15 protein-coding genes are annotated in these 15,646 nt (G+C 71.5%); 7 read left to right on the top strand and 8 right to left on the bottom strand.

Features of this window, described 5'->3' with window-relative positions; genetic code table 11:
- Nucleotides 1–156: 156 nt before the first annotated feature.
- Nucleotides 157–900, top strand: coding sequence for a type 1 glutamine amidotransferase domain-containing protein (locus ACFWW9_RS35555; protein ID WP_390386666.1), 744 nt, complete (start codon nt 157–159; stop codon nt 898–900).
- A gap of 109 nt (nt 901–1,009) precedes the next feature.
- On the top strand, nt 1,010–1,318 hold the full coding sequence (locus tag ACFWW9_RS35550) for a hypothetical protein (protein ID WP_390386664.1): 309 nt from the start codon (nt 1,010–1,012) through the stop codon (nt 1,316–1,318).
- Nucleotides 1,319–1,353: 35 nt separating this feature from the next.
- Here the strand turns inward: ACFWW9_RS35550 and ACFWW9_RS35545 are convergent, their stop codons facing one another.
- Nucleotides 1,354–1,836: an Lrp/AsnC family transcriptional regulator gene (locus ACFWW9_RS35545; RefSeq protein ID WP_390386663.1), complete on the bottom strand. Its 483-nt coding sequence runs from the start codon at nt 1,834–1,836 to the stop codon at nt 1,354–1,356.
- A gap of 122 nt (nt 1,837–1,958) precedes the next feature.
- Here ACFWW9_RS35545 and ACFWW9_RS35540 point away from each other — a divergent pair, with 122 nt between their 5' ends.
- Both ACFWW9_RS35540 and ACFWW9_RS35535 read left to right on the top strand, forming a co-directional pair.
- On the top strand, nt 1,959–2,432 hold the full coding sequence (locus ACFWW9_RS35540) for a DUF2000 domain-containing protein (protein ID WP_390386662.1): 474 nt from the start codon (nt 1,959–1,961) through the stop codon (nt 2,430–2,432).
- Nucleotides 2,433–2,502: 70 nt separating this feature from the next.
- Nucleotides 2,503–3,300 (top strand): SAM-dependent methyltransferase, encoded by a 798-nt coding sequence (locus ACFWW9_RS35535; protein ID WP_390386661.1) that lies wholly within the window; start codon nt 2,503–2,505, stop codon nt 3,298–3,300.
- Between the two features lie 230 nt (nt 3,301–3,530).
- On the opposite strand, the gene ACFWW9_RS35530 is transcribed toward ACFWW9_RS35535, so the two are convergent.
- The 3 genes from ACFWW9_RS35530 to ACFWW9_RS35520 form a co-directional block, all read right to left on the bottom strand.
- On the bottom strand, nt 3,531–4,568 hold the full coding sequence (locus ACFWW9_RS35530; RefSeq protein WP_390386669.1) for a zinc-binding dehydrogenase: 1,038 nt from the start codon (nt 4,566–4,568) through the stop codon (nt 3,531–3,533).
- A 66-nt stretch (nt 4,569–4,634) separates the two neighbouring features.
- Nucleotides 4,635–5,528 (bottom strand): MerR family transcriptional regulator, encoded by an 894-nt coding sequence (locus ACFWW9_RS35525; RefSeq protein ID WP_390386668.1) that lies wholly within the window; start codon nt 5,526–5,528, stop codon nt 4,635–4,637.
- A 43-nt stretch (nt 5,529–5,571) separates the two neighbouring features.
- A complete protein-coding gene (locus ACFWW9_RS35520; protein WP_390386660.1) occupies nt 5,572–6,708 on the bottom strand; it encodes an alanine--tRNA ligase-related protein in 1,137 nt (378 codons plus the stop codon).
- Nucleotides 6,709–7,055: 347 nt separating this feature from the next.
- On the opposite strand from ACFWW9_RS35520, the gene ACFWW9_RS35515 reads away from it, so the two are divergent.
- Nucleotides 7,056–7,739 carry a hypothetical protein gene (locus ACFWW9_RS35515; protein WP_390386659.1) on the top strand — a complete coding sequence of 228 codons (684 nt, stop codon included), beginning with the start codon at nt 7,056–7,058 and terminating at the stop codon, nt 7,737–7,739.
- Nucleotides 7,740–7,772: 33 nt separating this feature from the next.
- Nucleotides 7,773–8,864, top strand: coding sequence for a threonine aldolase family protein (locus ACFWW9_RS35510; RefSeq protein ID WP_390386658.1), 1,092 nt, complete (start codon nt 7,773–7,775; stop codon nt 8,862–8,864).
- Here the strand turns inward: ACFWW9_RS35510 and ACFWW9_RS35505 are convergent.
- Both ACFWW9_RS35505 and ACFWW9_RS35500 read right to left on the bottom strand, forming a co-directional pair.
- Nucleotides 8,844–10,025 (bottom strand): cytochrome P450, encoded by a 1,182-nt coding sequence (locus tag ACFWW9_RS35505; protein ID WP_390386657.1) that lies wholly within the window; start codon nt 10,023–10,025, stop codon nt 8,844–8,846. The genes ACFWW9_RS35510 and ACFWW9_RS35505 overlap by 21 nt on opposite strands.
- A gap of 63 nt (nt 10,026–10,088) precedes the next feature.
- Nucleotides 10,089–11,636 carry a DHA2 family efflux MFS transporter permease subunit gene (locus tag ACFWW9_RS35500; RefSeq protein WP_390386656.1) on the bottom strand — a complete coding sequence of 516 codons (1,548 nt, stop codon included), beginning with the start codon at nt 11,634–11,636 and terminating at the stop codon, nt 10,089–10,091.
- 89 nt (nt 11,637–11,725) lie between these two features.
- Between ACFWW9_RS35500 and ACFWW9_RS35495 the strand changes: the two genes are divergently transcribed.
- On the top strand, nt 11,726–12,259 hold the full coding sequence (locus ACFWW9_RS35495) for a PadR family transcriptional regulator (protein WP_390386655.1): 534 nt from the start codon (nt 11,726–11,728) through the stop codon (nt 12,257–12,259).
- A 1-nt stretch (nt 12,260) separates the two neighbouring features.
- Here ACFWW9_RS35495 and ACFWW9_RS35490 read toward each other — a convergent pair whose 3' ends face one another.
- Nucleotides 12,261–14,660 (bottom strand): PEP/pyruvate-binding domain-containing protein, encoded by a 2,400-nt coding sequence (locus tag ACFWW9_RS35490; RefSeq protein ID WP_390386654.1) that lies wholly within the window; start codon nt 14,658–14,660, stop codon nt 12,261–12,263.
- Nucleotides 14,657–15,349 carry a TetR/AcrR family transcriptional regulator gene (locus tag ACFWW9_RS35485; RefSeq protein ID WP_390386653.1) on the bottom strand — a complete coding sequence of 231 codons (693 nt, stop codon included), beginning with the start codon at nt 15,347–15,349 and terminating at the stop codon, nt 14,657–14,659. Before ACFWW9_RS35485 ends, ACFWW9_RS35490 begins: the two co-directional genes overlap by 4 nt.
- Nucleotides 15,350–15,646 lie beyond the last annotated feature (297 nt).

Raw genomic sequence — 15,646 nt, 5'->3', positions numbered from 1 at the left:
CTCCTTCGCCCCCTTTTTGTGTTTTATCGACTTGTTTCGCCCGTTTAAAAGACAAAACGGGTGTTGAAATAATTGCGCGAGCGGAGTGAAGGGACTCCCCCACCAGTGCCCAGAGGCCCTCCAGCACCCCCGCGCCACGTTTGATAAACCTCACCCATGCGCGTCCTCCTCCCCCTCCCAGACCGCGACTTCGACGTCACCGAGGTAGCCGTCCCCTGGCGCCTCCTCCGAGACGCGGGCCACGAGGTCGTCTTCTCCACCGAGAACGGCACCACCCCAGCCGCCGACCCCCTCCTCCTCACCGGCGTCCTCTTCGGCCGCCTAGGCGCGGAACCCGAGCCCCAACGCTTCTACCGCGACCTCCTCACCGACCCGGCCTACCAACACCCCCTCCCGTGGGCCGACCTCACCCCGTCCACCTACGACGGCCTGATCCTCCCCGGCGGCCACGCCCCAGGCATGCGCCAGTACCTCGGCAGCACCACCCTCCAACACCAGATCGCCGAGTTCTGGCGACTCGACCGCCCCGTAGGAGCCATCTGCCACGGCGTCCTGGCCCTGGCCCGCACCAACGACAGCACCGGCCGCTCGGTGATCGCCGACCGCCAAACCACCTGCCTCCCCAAGTACATGGAGCGCAGCGCCTACTACCTCACCGCGTGGCGCAGGGGCCGCTACTACCGCACCTACCCCGCCTACGTGCAGGACGAGGTCACCGCAGCCCTGACCAGCCCCACCCAGTTCCACCGCGGCCCCACCGAACTCTCCCGCCGAGGCACCGCGACCGACGACTCCCCGGCGTTCACCGTCCAGGACGGCAACTACGTCTCCGCCCGCTGGCCAGGCGACGCCTACCTGTTCACCCGCCACTTCCTGAACCGCCTCCACTCGATCGAGTGAACCCCACCCCCTGACCCACCAAACCCCCCGGTTTTTGTCGGACCCCCTCGCGACCATCGACGCATGACAACTCGCAGGATCGGCGGACCAGGTGGCGGCTCGGACAAGAATGCTGCTCACCGTCAGCGACACCGAGGGCAACAGCGCGGTCGTCTCGATCGCATGGGTCGACTTCCGCACCACCCATGACATGACGGCTTTCAAGTCCGTGATGGACAGACAGGGCAGCGGCGACATCCGTCCACTCGCCGCACCTCTGCTGGACTTGGCAGACATCCGGTTCACCGGCCTCAACTACGACTCCGAACCCAACGGGAGGTCCATCGCCATAGCCGAAACCGAACAAGCCACCGGAACAGTCGCCCCCGACCTCCTCGACGCACCAGCGGAGGTGGCCTCCCAGTTCCCCAAGCCTTGACTTGCGCTCCGCCACAGCATCTCCACGAGCCGGACTCAGCGGCGGGGTCGAGCCGGGGTGGCGGGTTCGATCACAGGGCTGCGAATGTGTTCGTAGACAACGCTCGTGCGGACGTCCGCCACCTCAGGCCGCTGGGTGAGGCGGTCGATGACGAACGCGTAGAGGTGCTTGTTGTCGGGGACGGCCACGTGGAGGAGGAAGTCCTCGCCGCCCGCGACGACGAACACCCCCACGGTTTCCGGGAGGCGGGCGGCCCATTCTCGGAACGCCTCGATGTTCACGCGGGAGGGAGGCCGGACGCGGACGGCGATGAGGGCTTGCACGGGGCGGCCGACCTCTTCGAGGTCGAGGTCGACGAGGAAGCCGCGGATGACGCCGCGGTCGCGGAGGGAGCGGACGCGTTCGAGGGAGGTGGACGGGGAGACGCCGGTGGCGGCGGCGAGTTCGCGGTTGGTGCGCCGTGCGTCCTGCTGGAGTTCCCGCAGGAGTGCCTGATCTAGTTCGTCCAACTCGGCCATGTCGACCCTTCTGCCGAATTAAGTTCGATGAGGATTCCGGAGTCCGCACTTCGAGCTTAACATCGGCGAATCGGCCTTCACTCATGTGGAGATCACCGATCAACGCCGAATGAAGGAGTCGCGTGACCACCGCTGTTGTCCCCTCGCTCGCACCCGACGAGATCCGCACCGACCGGCCGACCCGCGAGGCGCGGTTGAAGTGGGTCGTGGTCGTCGACACCGCGCTCGGCGCGGGGTTGATCGCGAACGCCGCCGTGTGCCTGGCGGCGGCTGTCGGGCACGCCATCCCGACGCTGCTCGGGCCGGGCACGACCGACGCGTCCGGCACGCACCACCCCGGTCTGCCGTGGACCGGGTGCTCGATCCTGGCCGGGGACGCCGCGACGGTCGGCGAGATCCGCGCGAAAGCGCTGACGAAGGAGGGGCTGCTGGTCGTCGACATGCCGGAACAGGCGCAGACCAGCCGGGTGTACGACGAGTACCTGGCCGCGGTCGCGGGCACGGACGCCGCTGATCTGACCTACTACGCGGTCAGCATCGTCGGGCCGCGCAACAAGGTGGACAAGCTCGTCGGGAAGTTGGCGTTGTTGCGCTGACGGCGTGTGCGGGCCGGGGTCATGATCGTGAGCCGATAGGCTCGTCGCCCCGACTAGTGCGAGGTGCGCGATGACCGATCGTCCCACCTGGGTGCCGGACTCGATCAACACCGAGTTGCCCAGTGCCGCCAGGGTCTACGACTACCTGCTGGGCGGCGGGCACAACTTCGCGATCGACCGGGTCGTGGGTGAGAAGGTGTTGCGGGTCCTGCCGAACGGCGGCCAGATCGCCGGGTCGAACAGGGCGTTCCTGCGGCGCGCGGTGCTGTTCATGATCGAGCAGGGCATCACCCAGTTCCTCGACCTGGGGTCGGGCATCCCGACGGTCGGCAACGTCCACGAGATCGCGCAGCAGGCCGACCCGAACGCGCGCGTGGTCTACGTGGACTACGACGAGGTCGCCGTCACGCACAGCGAACTGCTGTTGCAGGGCAACGACAACGCGACCGTCGTCGCGGCCGACGCGACCAAGCCGGACCGCGTCCTGTCCGCTCCGGCCGTGCGGGAGTTGCTGGACTTCAGCAAGCCCGTCGGCCTGCTCATGGTGGCGGTGCTGCACTTCATCCCGGACGAGAAGAAGCCGCGCGAGGTGCTCGCCCAGTACATCGAGGCACTCCCCTCGGAGAGCCTGGTCGCCCTGTCCCACCTGACGGCCGACGGCAAACCCGAGGAGATGGCCGCGGTGGTGGAAGCGATGAAGAACAGCCGCGACCCGATGTACTTCCGCTCCCACGCGGAGTTCTCCACCATGTTCGACGGCCTGGAAGTCCTCGCCCCCGGCATCGTCAGCGCCCCGCACTGGCACCCCGAAGTCGACTACGACACCAGCCCCGAAGACGTCTACGCGGCAGTAGGCCGCAAACCCTGACCACGACACCCGGTCCCCACAACGGAGGACCAGGTGTCCACCACACCGACCAGCCGGAACACCCCCGGCGAAGCCGCGGATCGACCGGGCGCCAGACAACGTCCCTCAAGCCGTGCAACAGCCGGCAGCGACCGGTGGAAGCGCCGCCAACCCGTGTCCGGGTAGAGCGAGCCGTACCGAGCCCGAACGCAGCCGACGGCCGACCTGGCCGTGGCCGGCTCCCGCCGGGGTCAGGGGATCAGGACCAGGCGGATGGGGTCGCCTGTTCGGGTTGCCAGCATGCGGACCGCGTCTGCCGCCTCCGTGAGGGGGACGTGGCCGCTGATCGAGTCGGCGAAGTCCAAGCGGTGGTAGGCGGTGAGGCCCACCAAGGCCTCGACGTCTTCCGGGGTGGAGCCGTAGTGGCCCAGTAGGCGTTGGCCGCGGACGCTGAAGCCGATACCGTCCGCCAGGGTCAGGGGACCGCCGACCAAACCCACCAGGACCAACGCGCCCGCGATGCCCAACGACCCGACGGCTTGCTCGCGTACGGCGGGCACGCCCGCGAAGTCGAACGCGTAGTCCAGGCCCCGGCCGCCGGTGGCGGTGAGGACGCGGCTGGTGAAGTCGGGGTCGGCTGGGTCCAAGGCCAGGTCGGCTCCGAAGGCCAAGGCGCGGTCGCGGGCGGTCGGGAGCGGGTCGACGGCGATGATCGGGGCGGCTCCGATGAGGCGAAGCAACTGCACGGCGTGTGCGCCCAGGCCGCCGATGCCCCACACGCCCGCGGACTGGGCGGGGCGGACTCCGGCGGTGGCGTTGATCGCGGCGTACGGCGTGGACACGGCGTCGGGGATGATGGCGGCCTCGTCGAACGGCAGGTGGTCCGGGATCGGCACCAGGGTGTCGTGCCTGGCCAGTGCGTACTTCGCCCAGCCGCCGTCGTAGTTCACGCCCCTCGTCAAGCCCGTCAGGCACGGGCGTTGGCGGACGCACAGTTCGCAGCGGCCGCACGTCTGGCCTGCCTGGAGGATCACCCGGCGGCCGACCGTCACCGATGGCGGCACGTTCGAGCCGAGCACGGCGACCGTGCCCGCGACCTCGTGGCCCAGCGTCAGCTTCGGCTGGTCGTTGTTCCACACCCGGAGCGTGCCGTCGATCAGGTGCAGGTCGGACAGGCACACCCCGGCCGCCGCCACGGCCACCAGCACCTCGTCTGGGCCGGGCTCGGGGATCGGCACCTCCTCCACGGCGAACTCCAGCGTGGTGAGGTTCAGGCGGGCCGCGGGCATCGTCACGGCCCGATTATGCGGCCGGGCGTGCCCGCGACCTGCCGTTCCGGCGAAACGCTGGGGCCCCTAACCCGCCCGGTGCGCGCGCAGCGCGGCGAGCAGCCACTGGAACGCGGGCACGGTCGGCGGGCCGGGGACCCGTCCGTTCACGAGGCTCAGCAACTGCCAGTAGCGCTCGATCCTGGCGTCGACGACGACCTCCAGCCAGGCGACCAGGTCCGAAGAAGGCTCGTCGGGCGGGACGATCCGGTCCAGCACCACCCGCCCGAGGGCCGAGTCGGCCGCGATCCCCTCCTCGACTGCCCCGCCTGCGTGCTCCAGGACGACGGGCCGGATGGCGAGGCCGAACTCCAGGCGCTCGCTCCCCCCGCCGTGGAGCACGACGTGCCGGAGCTTCCGCCCGAAGTCCTCGTCCGCGACGAGTTCGGCCAGTTCCACCCACGCGTCGACCTGCTCGGGGCTCGGGTCGTCCGGCAGTTCGCGCATCCACTCCGCGACGATCGCCGCGTCCTCGCTCCGCACGTCGGCGAACACGCCGCCGATGAAGTCGTCGATGATCCGCTGCCGTTCCCGCGCCGACAGCGTGGCCAACCTGTGCATCAGTGCCATCCCCTCTGGTGTGCCGCGGCGCTGGGCGACCGCGTTCAGGACGGCGCGGCGCAGCCGCAGGGCGCGCATCTCGGCGTCCAGAGCTCGGACGTGCACCGCGGCCACGTCGGCCAGGTCGACCTGCCGGTCCAGCACCCGGTGGACCTCGTCGAGCCCGAGCCCGAGGTCGCGCAGCGTCCGGACCAGGTCCAGCCTGGCCACGGCCGCCGCGTCGTAGAGCCGGTAGCCGCCCGCCGACCGGGTCGTGGGCGGCACCGCCCCGTTGTCCGACCAGAACCGGATGGTGCGCGCCCGCAACCCGGTCAACCGGGCCAACTGCCCGATCGTGAAGAGCTCCGCGCCGTCGTCCATGGCCACCAACCTGCACCTTCCACCCGCTGGAAGCTCAACCGACTTAGGACGTCCTGAGCACTTCCACCAGGTCACGCGGGATGCCGTGGGTCTCGTGCAGGTACCGGAGGTCGTCCTCGGTCAGCGGACCGCGGTAGCGCGACACGAGGGAACGGCCGCGGGTCATCAGCGAGCGGAACCGGCGTTCCTCGTCGCGCAGCACCTCGAACACCCGGTCCGACGTCTGGCCGAAGTGCGTCAACGTCCCGCGCACCAGCGGTTCCGGCAGGTCCGACAGGGTGTGCGAGGGGTCCTCGCGCCACAGGGTCGTCAACGTGCGGCGCAGCAGCCTGCGCAGCACGTACCCGCGGCCGGTGTTCGACGGGGTCACGCCGTCGCCGATGACGACCACGCCGGAGCGCAGGTGGTCCACGACCGGGCGCGGGTCGGGCAGGTCCCACGGCAGCACCCACCCGGACAGCAGGTCGGTCTCGAACACCGACAGCTTGCCCTGGAGCACCATCAACAGCCGTTCCAGCCCCATCCCGGTGTCCACGGTGGACTCCGACAACGGGCTGAGCGACCCGTCCGACCCTCGCCGGTAGCGCATCATGACGTGGTTCCACACCTCCATCCACCGGTCGTCCGTGGTGGGTGTGCCGGTCGGCGGCCCGTCGCCGGTCCACACGAACACCTCGCTGTCCGGCCCGCACGGCCCGGTCGGCCCGTTGGACCACCAGTTCTCCGACCCGGTCAGCTCCACCGGCACGCCGAGCGAGGTCCACGTGTCGATCGACCGGGTGTCCGGTCCGACCTGCCCGTCGCCGCCGAACACCGTCACGTGCAAGAGCCCCGGATCGACGCCGAAGCCGTCGCACAGCAGCTCGTGGCCCCACCGCAGGCTTTGCCGCCCGTCGTAGGAGCCCAACGACCACGAGCCGAGCATCTCGAACACGGTCAGGTGCGTCGGGTCGCCGACCTCGTCGAGGTCGGTCGTGCGCAGGCAGCGCTGCACGTTGACGAGCCGGTCCCCCAGCGGGTGCGGGCGGCCTTCGAGGTACGGCGTCAACGGGTGCATCCCGGACGTCGTGAACAGCACGGGGTCACCGGGTGGTGGCAGCAGCGTGGTGCCCGTGACGCGGCGGTGGCCGCGGGAGGTGAAGAAGTCGAGGAACGTGTCGACGACGTGCCGGGAGTCCATGGCGGTAGTCCTTTTCCGGAGAAGGGGGCAACCGGAAAGGGGCCGAACCGACGGACCGTTTCCGGTCGCCGGGGGATGTCGGGTCAGGCAGCGGCGGCGACCGACGAGCGGAGAGCTCGCGCGGCCGCGGCGACGTGCTGCGGGTGCACCGACATGCCTCCACGATAAGCCCCGGCGCAAGTCGTTTAACCGTCCACAGTGGAGGCACTGCGCCTTCCGGGTGAACTGGACGACTGTCCAACATCCACGTCCTCGCTGGTCAGGATGCCCGCCAAGGCAGAACGACCGCACCGGCGCCGACATCCCACCGTTACACGGACGGCACCGGACCCGATGTCAGGACCATGGTGACCCGATCGAGGTGCGCGAGGCGGGAACGGCCCCAGCCGTTCGCGGTCTCCGGGGTCATCACGCTGTTGTTCCTCGCGAGCGTCTACGTGTGGACGTCGGTCCTCTCCCCCGAGGGCCGGATCGCGGCCGTCACCAGCATCGGCGTGCGGGACCACTGCGCGTCGGGCTGGGTCGTGCCGGACGCGGGCGACGCGCCGATCCCGATGGCGGGCAGGCCATCGGGGTCGGTGCTGGGCAGCGGTGGCACGGTCACCGTCACGGTGCGCGGCCTGACCGGCGGCGCGATCGTGCTCGACCAGCCGGTCGTGGAGGTGGTCAGCCGCCGCACCGCGCTGCCGGGCGTGTTCCTGCCCGTGCCGTGCGACCCCGCCCCCGTGTCCGGGGTGCTCACGGTCGACCTGGACGAGCCCACGGCGGTGCTCGGCCCCGACGGCGCTCCCGCCGACTTCCCCTACCGGGTCACCGGCACCGCGCCGGACCGCTTCGTGATCCGGCCCGTGTCGACCACCGACGACGTCGAGTGGCGGCTGCGCGTCCCGTGGCGCTCGGGGGTGGGCGCGGGTGAACTCGTGGTCGACGACGACGGGACCCCGTTGCGCACCACGGCCACGAGCGCGGCCCGGCCGTTCTGCGTGGAGCAACCGGACAGCGCGCGCTGGGTGTCCTGCGGAATCGGGTGACCCCGATCGGCCCAGGTGTGGCACGGTGAGGCGGTGTCCGATGTCGAGAAGCGCCACCAGGTCCGCCGGAACTGCACCCGCTCGCTGTCCGGCCACGAGGAGCCGACCACGCGCGAGCGGCTGGCGAGCCTGATCGCCCTGCCGGAGTCCGAGGGCTACCCGGACGTCTACGGCGTCGGCGGCCCCGTGGCCGTGCTGGAGCGGCGGGTCGCCGAGCTGCTGGACAAGCCCGCCGCGCGGTTCGTCGTCAAGGGCGTGATCGCCCAGCAGGCGGCGCTGCGGACGTGGACGGACAGCAGCCGCGTCGGCACCGTGGCGCTGCACCCGCTGAGCCACCTCGACCACGACGAGCTGGGAGCGTTCGAGCGGCTGCACCCGTTGCGCGGCATCCGCTTGGGCGGCAGGCGCGGTTTCGGCGTGGAGCACCTGGAGCAGGTCGGCGAGCCGCTAGGCGTGGTCGTCGTGGAGCTGCCGCTGCGCAACGCCGGGTTCGCGCTGCCGGAGTGGGACGACCTGGTCGCGGTGTCGCACTGGTGCCGCAAGCACGGTGTGCCGCTGCACTTCGACGGCGCGCGGCTGTGGGAGTCGGCGCCGTACTACGGGCGGGACCTTGCCGAGCTGGCCGACCTGGCGGACTCGGTGTACGTGTCGTTCTACAAAGGACTCGGCGGGCTCGCGGGCTGTGCGCTCGTCGGCTCGGAGGACTTCCTCACGCGGGCCACGCCGTGGCTGACCAGGCACGGCGCCAACGTGTACGCGAGCTACCCGTACGCGCTCGCGGCCATCGACGGGCTGAACCGGTACCTGCCGCGGATGGCGGCCTACCTCGAGCGCGCGACGACCCTGGCGGCGGCGATCGCCGAGGTCGACGGGCTGACCGTGAGCAGGCCGCAGACCAACGGGTTCCGGGTGTTCCTGCCCGGCGCGGTAGAGGCGCTGCGGGACGCGCACCTGCGGTTCGCCGAACGCACCGGCACGTGGCTGTTCCAGCGCGCCGACGAAACCGACGTGCCGGGGCTGGCCGTGGTGGAGGTGGTCGTGGGCGAGGCGACCGCGGCGTTCACCGACGCCGAGGCCGCCCGGCTGTTCGCCGACTTCCTGGCCTCAGCCGAGGGTGACCGGTAGGGCGGCGAAGCCGTACATGAACGGCGAGATCCGGTGCGCCAGCGAGGCGCGGTCCACACCGAACCCGAGTTCCGGGAAGCGGGTGAACAGCGCGGTCAACCCGATCCTGGCCTCCAGCCTGGCCAGCGCCGCGCCGACGCAGTGGTGCGGCCCGTAGCCGAACGACAGGTGCGGCGGGTCGGTCCGGGCGATCCGCAACCGGTTCGGATCGGGGTAGACCTCCGGGTCGCGGTTGCCCGCGGCGACGAGGAACCCGATCGTCGCCCCCTTCGGGATCGTGACGCCGTGCAGCTCGACCGGTTCCAGCGCGAACCGGAACACCGGCGACAGCACGACCGGCCCGGAGTGGCGCAGCAGTTCCTCCACGGCCCGGTCCGTCACGATGCCGCGCGGCTGGTCGGGGTGGTCGAGCAGCGCGACGACGGCGTTGGCGAAGAAGTTCGCCGTCGTGTCGTACGCCGCGCCGAGCAGGTTCGCCGCGACGGCCGCGACCTCGTCGTCGTCCAGCCCGTCCTCGCCGTCGGACGCCCGCAGCAGCAACGACAGCAGGTCGTCACCTGGTTGACCGCGCTTGACCTCCATCTGGCCGCGCACGTAGTCCAGCGTCGCCAGCAGTGCCGCGTTCGCGGCCTCGCGGTCCGGGCTGGTCGCCGCGTCCGACCAGCCGCGCAGCTTCTCGTGGTCGGACTGCGGCGAGCCCAGCACCGTGCCGATGGTCGTGATGGCCAGCGGGTAGCCGAACGAGCGCAGCACGTCCGGCTCGTCCTCCTCGGCCATCGCGTCCAGCAGGGTCGAGGCGGTCTCGGCGATGACCGCCTCCCACCCGGCGATGACCCGAGGGGTGAGCGTCCCGCCGACCACCCGCCGCTGCCGCGTGTGGTCCGGCGGGTCGAGCACGAACGCCCGCTCCCACCCCGTGCCGACGCCCATCGCCAGTCCCGAGGCGAGGAACCGCTCCCCCGCCGACCGGGTGTCCGCGCTGAGCCGCAGGTCCGTCGACAGCGCCCGGATGTCGTCGTGCCTGGTCAGCAGCCACAGGTCCAGGTCCGCGAACGGCAGCGCCACCTCGGCCGCGGGCCGGTTCTCCCGCAGCCACGCGAGCGTGGGGAACGGGTCGGCGTAGTACTCCATCGAGAAGAGGTCGGGCGAGAGGCTCGTCATGGCACTTCCTCCACCGTTGTCCGACCTCCGGCATAGCAGGGGTGGCGGACGGCGTTTCCGCAATCAGGCGGTTTCGCGGCGGTCGCGGGGGTAGAGGGCGGCGAGGACGAGCAGGACCGCCATCGCGAGCGCCATCCCGCCGAACGCCCACTGCGCCGCGGCCGCGTAGTCCGTGCGCACGGCGGCCATCACCTGGTCCCGCACCGCCGACGGCGCTCCACCGCTCTCGCCGCCCGCACCGGTCACGAGGTCGACGGCCTTGCGGGCGTCCGCCGCGGTCGCGCCCATGGCCTCGAAGGACGTGGTGAGCTTGGTCGTGAGCTGACTGGTGACGAGCGTGGTGAACACGGCCATGCCGAACGCGCCGCCGAAGTTCCGCATCGACTGCGACAGGGCCGTGACCTCGCCGTAAGAGGCGCCGATGGCCCGGTTCACCGCGTCCGCGCTCGCCGCGCTGAGCATGAAGCCCACGCCCGCCCCGGCCAGCGCGATGGGCCAGGTCTGCTGGTTGAAGAACGCGGAGGCGTCGAAGTCCAGGTCGGTCGCGATGGCCGCGAGCCAGCCGAACCCGGCGAGGCTGAGCGCGCCGCCGATCGCCAGCACCGGGCGGGCGCCGACGCGGTCGAACATCGACGAGCCGAACCGCGAGGCGATCACGAACCCGAGGAACAGCTTGAGGAACAGCAGGCCGGTGGCGGTCGCGGACAGCCCGAGCGACACCTGGCCGTAGACGCTGAGGAAGAAGAACACCGCGATGAACGCGACCGAGGCGACCATCGTGGCCAGGGTGGCGATGGTGAAACCGCGGTCGCGGAACACCCTCAGGTTCACCAGCGGCTCGTGGGTGGTCAGCTCGTACCGGGCGAACGCGGCCAGGAACACGACGCCGCCGACCAGCGCGGCGAGCACACCGGGGGACGTCCAGCCCCACCCGCTGGCCTGCTGCAACCCGAACACCAGCAGGCCCATGCCCAGCGCGACCAGCACGGCGCCGATCCAGTCGATGCGCTCGGCGCGCCGGGGCGAGGGAGCCGCGGAGAGCCAGACGACGACCATCGCGGCGACCGCGATCGGCACGTTGACCCAGAAGATCGAGCGCCACGTCCACGCCGCGAGGTAGCCGCCCGCGATCGGGCCGACGGACGTCATCGCGCCGGTGATCGCGAAGAACATCGCCATCGCCTTGCCCCGGCTCTCGCGGGGGAAGCTCTGCACCAGGATGCCGATGGCGGCGGGGAACATGATCGCGCCGCTCACGCCCTGGAGCACCCGCGCGCCGACCAGCCACGCCTCGGCGAGGTCGCCCGCCGGTGCCAGGCCGCACAGCAGCGACGTGACGCCGAACGCGGCGGTGCCGATAAGGACCATCCGCTTGTGGCCGAAGACGTCCGCGAGTCTGCCGCCGAGCAGGAAGGCCGCCGCCGTGGCCAGCAGGTAGGCGTTGACGGCCCACTGGATGCCGTCGTGGGTGAGGCCCAGCTGGCTTTGGATCGTCGGCGCGGACAGCGCCACGATCGTCTGGTCGATGGTGGTCATCGACACCGCGAGGATCAGGCCGACGAGCGTGCGAACGCCCGCCTTGCCGGTGGTGCCGCTGGTCAGGGCGGTCATGGGAGGCACTCCGTTTCACATGTCAGTAGTGACAGGTGGAAGTTAGACGTTCCTACTCAGACATGTCAAGGATGGACTATGCTCGTGCCGTGAGCCTCAAACACGCGACCCTTGGCCTGCTGACCTACGGACCCGCGAGCGGGTACGACCTGCTCCAGTCGTTCCGGGAATCCCTCGCGAACGTGTGGCCCGCCACGCAGAGCCAGCTCTACGGCGAGCTGGGCAAACTGGCCGACGCCGGTCTCGTCACGGTCGCCGCCGAGGGCCCGCGCGGCCGCAAGGAGTACGCGATCACGCCCGAGGGCCGGGCCGAGCTGCGGCACTGGCTCGGGGAGGTCCCGCCCGCGCCGAACCGGCGCAGCGAGGTGCTGCTGCGGGTGTTCTTCCTGGGGATGCTGACCCCGCGGGAGGCGGAGGACTACCTGCGGGGACGCGCGGCCGTCGCCGTCGACCTGCGGACCGAGCTGAGCGAGCTGGCCAAGACGATCAACCCGGAGAGCGGCCCGCTGGCCGTGTACGGGCGGCTCGCGCTGGAGTGGGCACTGCGGTACGCGGCGATGCAGGAGGAGTGGGCGACCTGGGCCGTCGAGGAGGTCCGCCGCGCCCACCAGGGGGCCGAGTAGCTCAGCCGGTGAGCACCTCGACCGTGCCGCGACCGCCGTCGACGCGCACGCGGTCGCCGGTGCGCAGCCGGAGCGTCGCGTTGCCGGTGCCGACGACGGCCGGGATGCCCAGTTCGCGCGCCACGATCGCCGCGTGCGAGAGGGGCGCGCCGATGTCGGTGACCACGGCCGCCGCGCGCGGGAACAGGGGCGTCCAGCCGATGTTGGTCACGGTGGTCACCAGGACCTCGCCGGTCTCCAGCGCGTCGCCGTCGGCCACCGACGCCACGACCCGCACCACGCCCTCGACGATCCCGGCCGCGCCGGGGAAGCCGGTGACCGCGTCGCCGAGCGGCGCCACGTCGCGGGTCTCGTCGAACACGTCCACGCGGCGGTCCGGCGAGGCGGCCCAGCGGAACGGGTCGAAGTGGCCGCGCACCAGCGTGGGGTACGGCGGCAGGGCGGCGTAGCGCCGGTGGGTCTCGCGGCGGGCCGCGACCCGGTCCAGCGGCGTCCGGTCGCCGTCCAGCACGGTGAGCAGTTCGGTCGCGGACAGGAAGAACACGTCGTCGCCCACGCCGGTCACCTCGCCCGCGCGCAGGAAGAACGCCCGAAGCACCCAGAACGCGCGGATCACCTCGGACCGCCCGGCCTCCCGACCCCGTGCGGCCTCGCCCGCGCGGGCCATGCGCTTCTCCAGCGTGGCGACCTTGCGCGGGTGCCGGGCGCGGAAGCGGTCCAGCGCCTCGGCGCGGGCCTGTCGCTGCCGATCCAGCAGCGTGCGCACGTCGGTCACCGCGCCCCGCACGCCCTCGATCTCCCGGTCGAGCCACGCCGGGTCCTCGGCGGGCCGCGGCACGGACACCTCGAACTCGTCCGGGCAGCGGTGGCCCCAGTCGCGGACGTAGTCCTCGCGGCTGATCTCGCCGCGCGCCACCTGGTCCAGCCCCACCACCGGCCCGAGGCTGGCCAGCGGACCGGCGGTCGTGTGCAGGCCGGTCAACAGCGCGGTGGCGTCGCTCTCGTCCACGAGCTTGAGCAGCCACGGCCGGATCCGCACGAGCCCCGCGCCGTCCAGCCTCGCCCCCGCCGCGAGCATCCGGCTGGTGTCGCGCAGCAGCGGGTCGACCTCCGCGCGCCACACCGTCGTCAGGTCGGTGGCCGTCGCGAGCCGCCGCCGCAGGTCGTCCGACCGCCGCCGGGCGTTCGCCACGAGCGCGGGCAGGTCCTTCTGGTACGGCCGGATCCGGCGCAGGAACCCCACGGCGGTCGGCAGCATGTCCCGCAGCACCTGCCATCGGCTCATCGGCAGGTGGGGAATGTCCACATCGGTCGGAAAGCGGCCGAAAGCCTGTTCCATGGCACGCTTCGCGAAGTTCTCGATGCCCATCGCGGCGCTCGCGGCCGTGGCCAGGCTGAGGTTCAGGTAGAACCGGCCGCCGATGTTGCCGTCGATCCGGTGCCGCCCGATCCTCGGCACCGACATCACCTCGGACATGAAGACCTCCACCAACGACCAGGTCGCGGGAGTCATCACGCTCGGGATCGCCTCACCGAGGTTCGCGCACGTCCACAGGTAGTCGCCGCCGAGGCTGTCGTTCCACTCCTCGTGCGCCGCCACGGTGATCGGCCGGGCCTGCACGACGAAGACCGTCCCGTCGTGCTCCGCCCACTCGACGTCCATCGGCCGCCCGTACAGGTCCTCGATCCGCCTGCCGAGCACGCCGAGTTCCCGCGCGGTGCCGTCGTCCAGCACCCGGTCCCCGTGCCGTTCGGTGATCCCGTGCTCGTCCAGCACGACCACCTCCGGGTCGGCGTCGCCGGACACCAGCGCCTCGCCGAGCCCGCGCACGGCGTTGACGACCATCCGGTCCCGCGCGCCGGTCACCGGGTCGGCGGTGAACAGGACGCCCGCGACCGACGCCGGGACCATCCGCTGCACGACGACGGCGATGGCCACGTCGTCCGGTGCGACGCCGTGGCGGGCGCGGTAGTCGACCGCGCGCTCCGTCCACAGCGAGGCCCAGCAGCGCTTGACCGCGTCGAGCACCTCGGCCGTGCCGGTGACGTCGAGGACCGTGTCCTGCTGGCCCGCGAAGGAGGCGTCCGGCAGGTCTTCGGCCGTGGCCGACGAGCGGACCGCGACGGCTCCCCCGCCCAGCGCCTCGTACGCGTCGGCGATGCCGCTCGCGAGGGCGGGCGGCAGGTCGTGCGCGGCGAACAGGGCGGCGACCTCCCGGTGCGACGCGCCCGCGATGCGCGCGGCCAGGCCGTTCTCGGCCACGAACGCGCGGTAGGCCGCGGTGGTGACGTGGAAGCCCGGCGGCACCGGCAGTCCCGCTGCGGAGAGCTTCGCCAGCGACTCGCCCTTGCCGCCGACGGTGAGCAGGTCGGCGGCCGGGTCGGCCAGGTCCAGGATCATCGGGTCTCCCCCAGCGCTTCGGCCAGTTCGCGGTTCGCGACGGCGAAAGCGGTCTCGAAGTAGGCGTCGGTCGCGCGGTCGAGCGCGGCGGGGTCGTCGCCGTCGGTCAGGCCGAGCGTGCGGACGATCGTGTCGGCGATCAGGTCCGCCTGCTCGGCCGCGGACAGCCGCACGTCCTCCGGCATCAGCGACGCCGTGGTCAGCACGCCGAGGTAGGCCGCGTTGACCAGGGTGATCTGCGCGCGCTCGTCCCACTCGCCGCCGATCGCGCCGTGCTCCCGCAGCGTGTCCAGGTAGTCGGTGAACGACGACCGCCAGCCGGTACCGGCCCGCATCCGCTCGGCCAGCCGCCCCAGCACCCCGAGGTCGTTGAGCAGCACGGCCCGCAGCAGCGGCCTGCTCAGCAGCGCCGCGGCCAGGTGCCGGAACAGCGCTCGCGGCCCCGGCCGTTCCGCCAGCCCGTCGCGCACCGCCTCCAGCATCAGCACCCGCTCCCGCCGCAGCACGGCGACGAACAGCGCCTCCCTGGTCTTCCAGTGCAGGTAGACCGTCCCCTTGGCGATGCCCGCTGCCCGCGCGACGTCCTCGACGGTGGTCTTGTCGTAGCCCCACCGCTCGATCAGCCCGCCGGCCGCCGCCAGCACCGCGTCCGCTCGCGCCCGACGTCCCTCGACGTCGTCAGTCCGCACCCGTCGTCCCGCCACCCGGCCAGCATCCCCCTAGTTGACCAGATCGGCAAATCCGGTCAACTGGTCAGACTGGACCAATCCCACCCCAGGGCGACCGCTACGTACGGCGAAGACGGACGGTTCAAAAGTGAGTGGAATTCTTTTTCCCCACCAGGACGAGTTATTTCGCAATATTGCGGACGCCATTCTTCGACAACCCCGATAAAACCGCCCACTGCCAGCAGTTTTGCCGATCAGGCAGGCAGGCCGAAGAGGACAGTGCAGACAACCCGTTGCGGCGCAACCGTTTCCCGCCCG

The organism is Umezawaea sp. NPDC059074, assembly GCF_042738955.1.
Classification (GTDB): Bacteria; Actinomycetota; Actinomycetes; order Mycobacteriales; family Pseudonocardiaceae; genus Umezawaea.
This window is presented reverse-complemented; position numbering and strand designations above follow the sequence as displayed.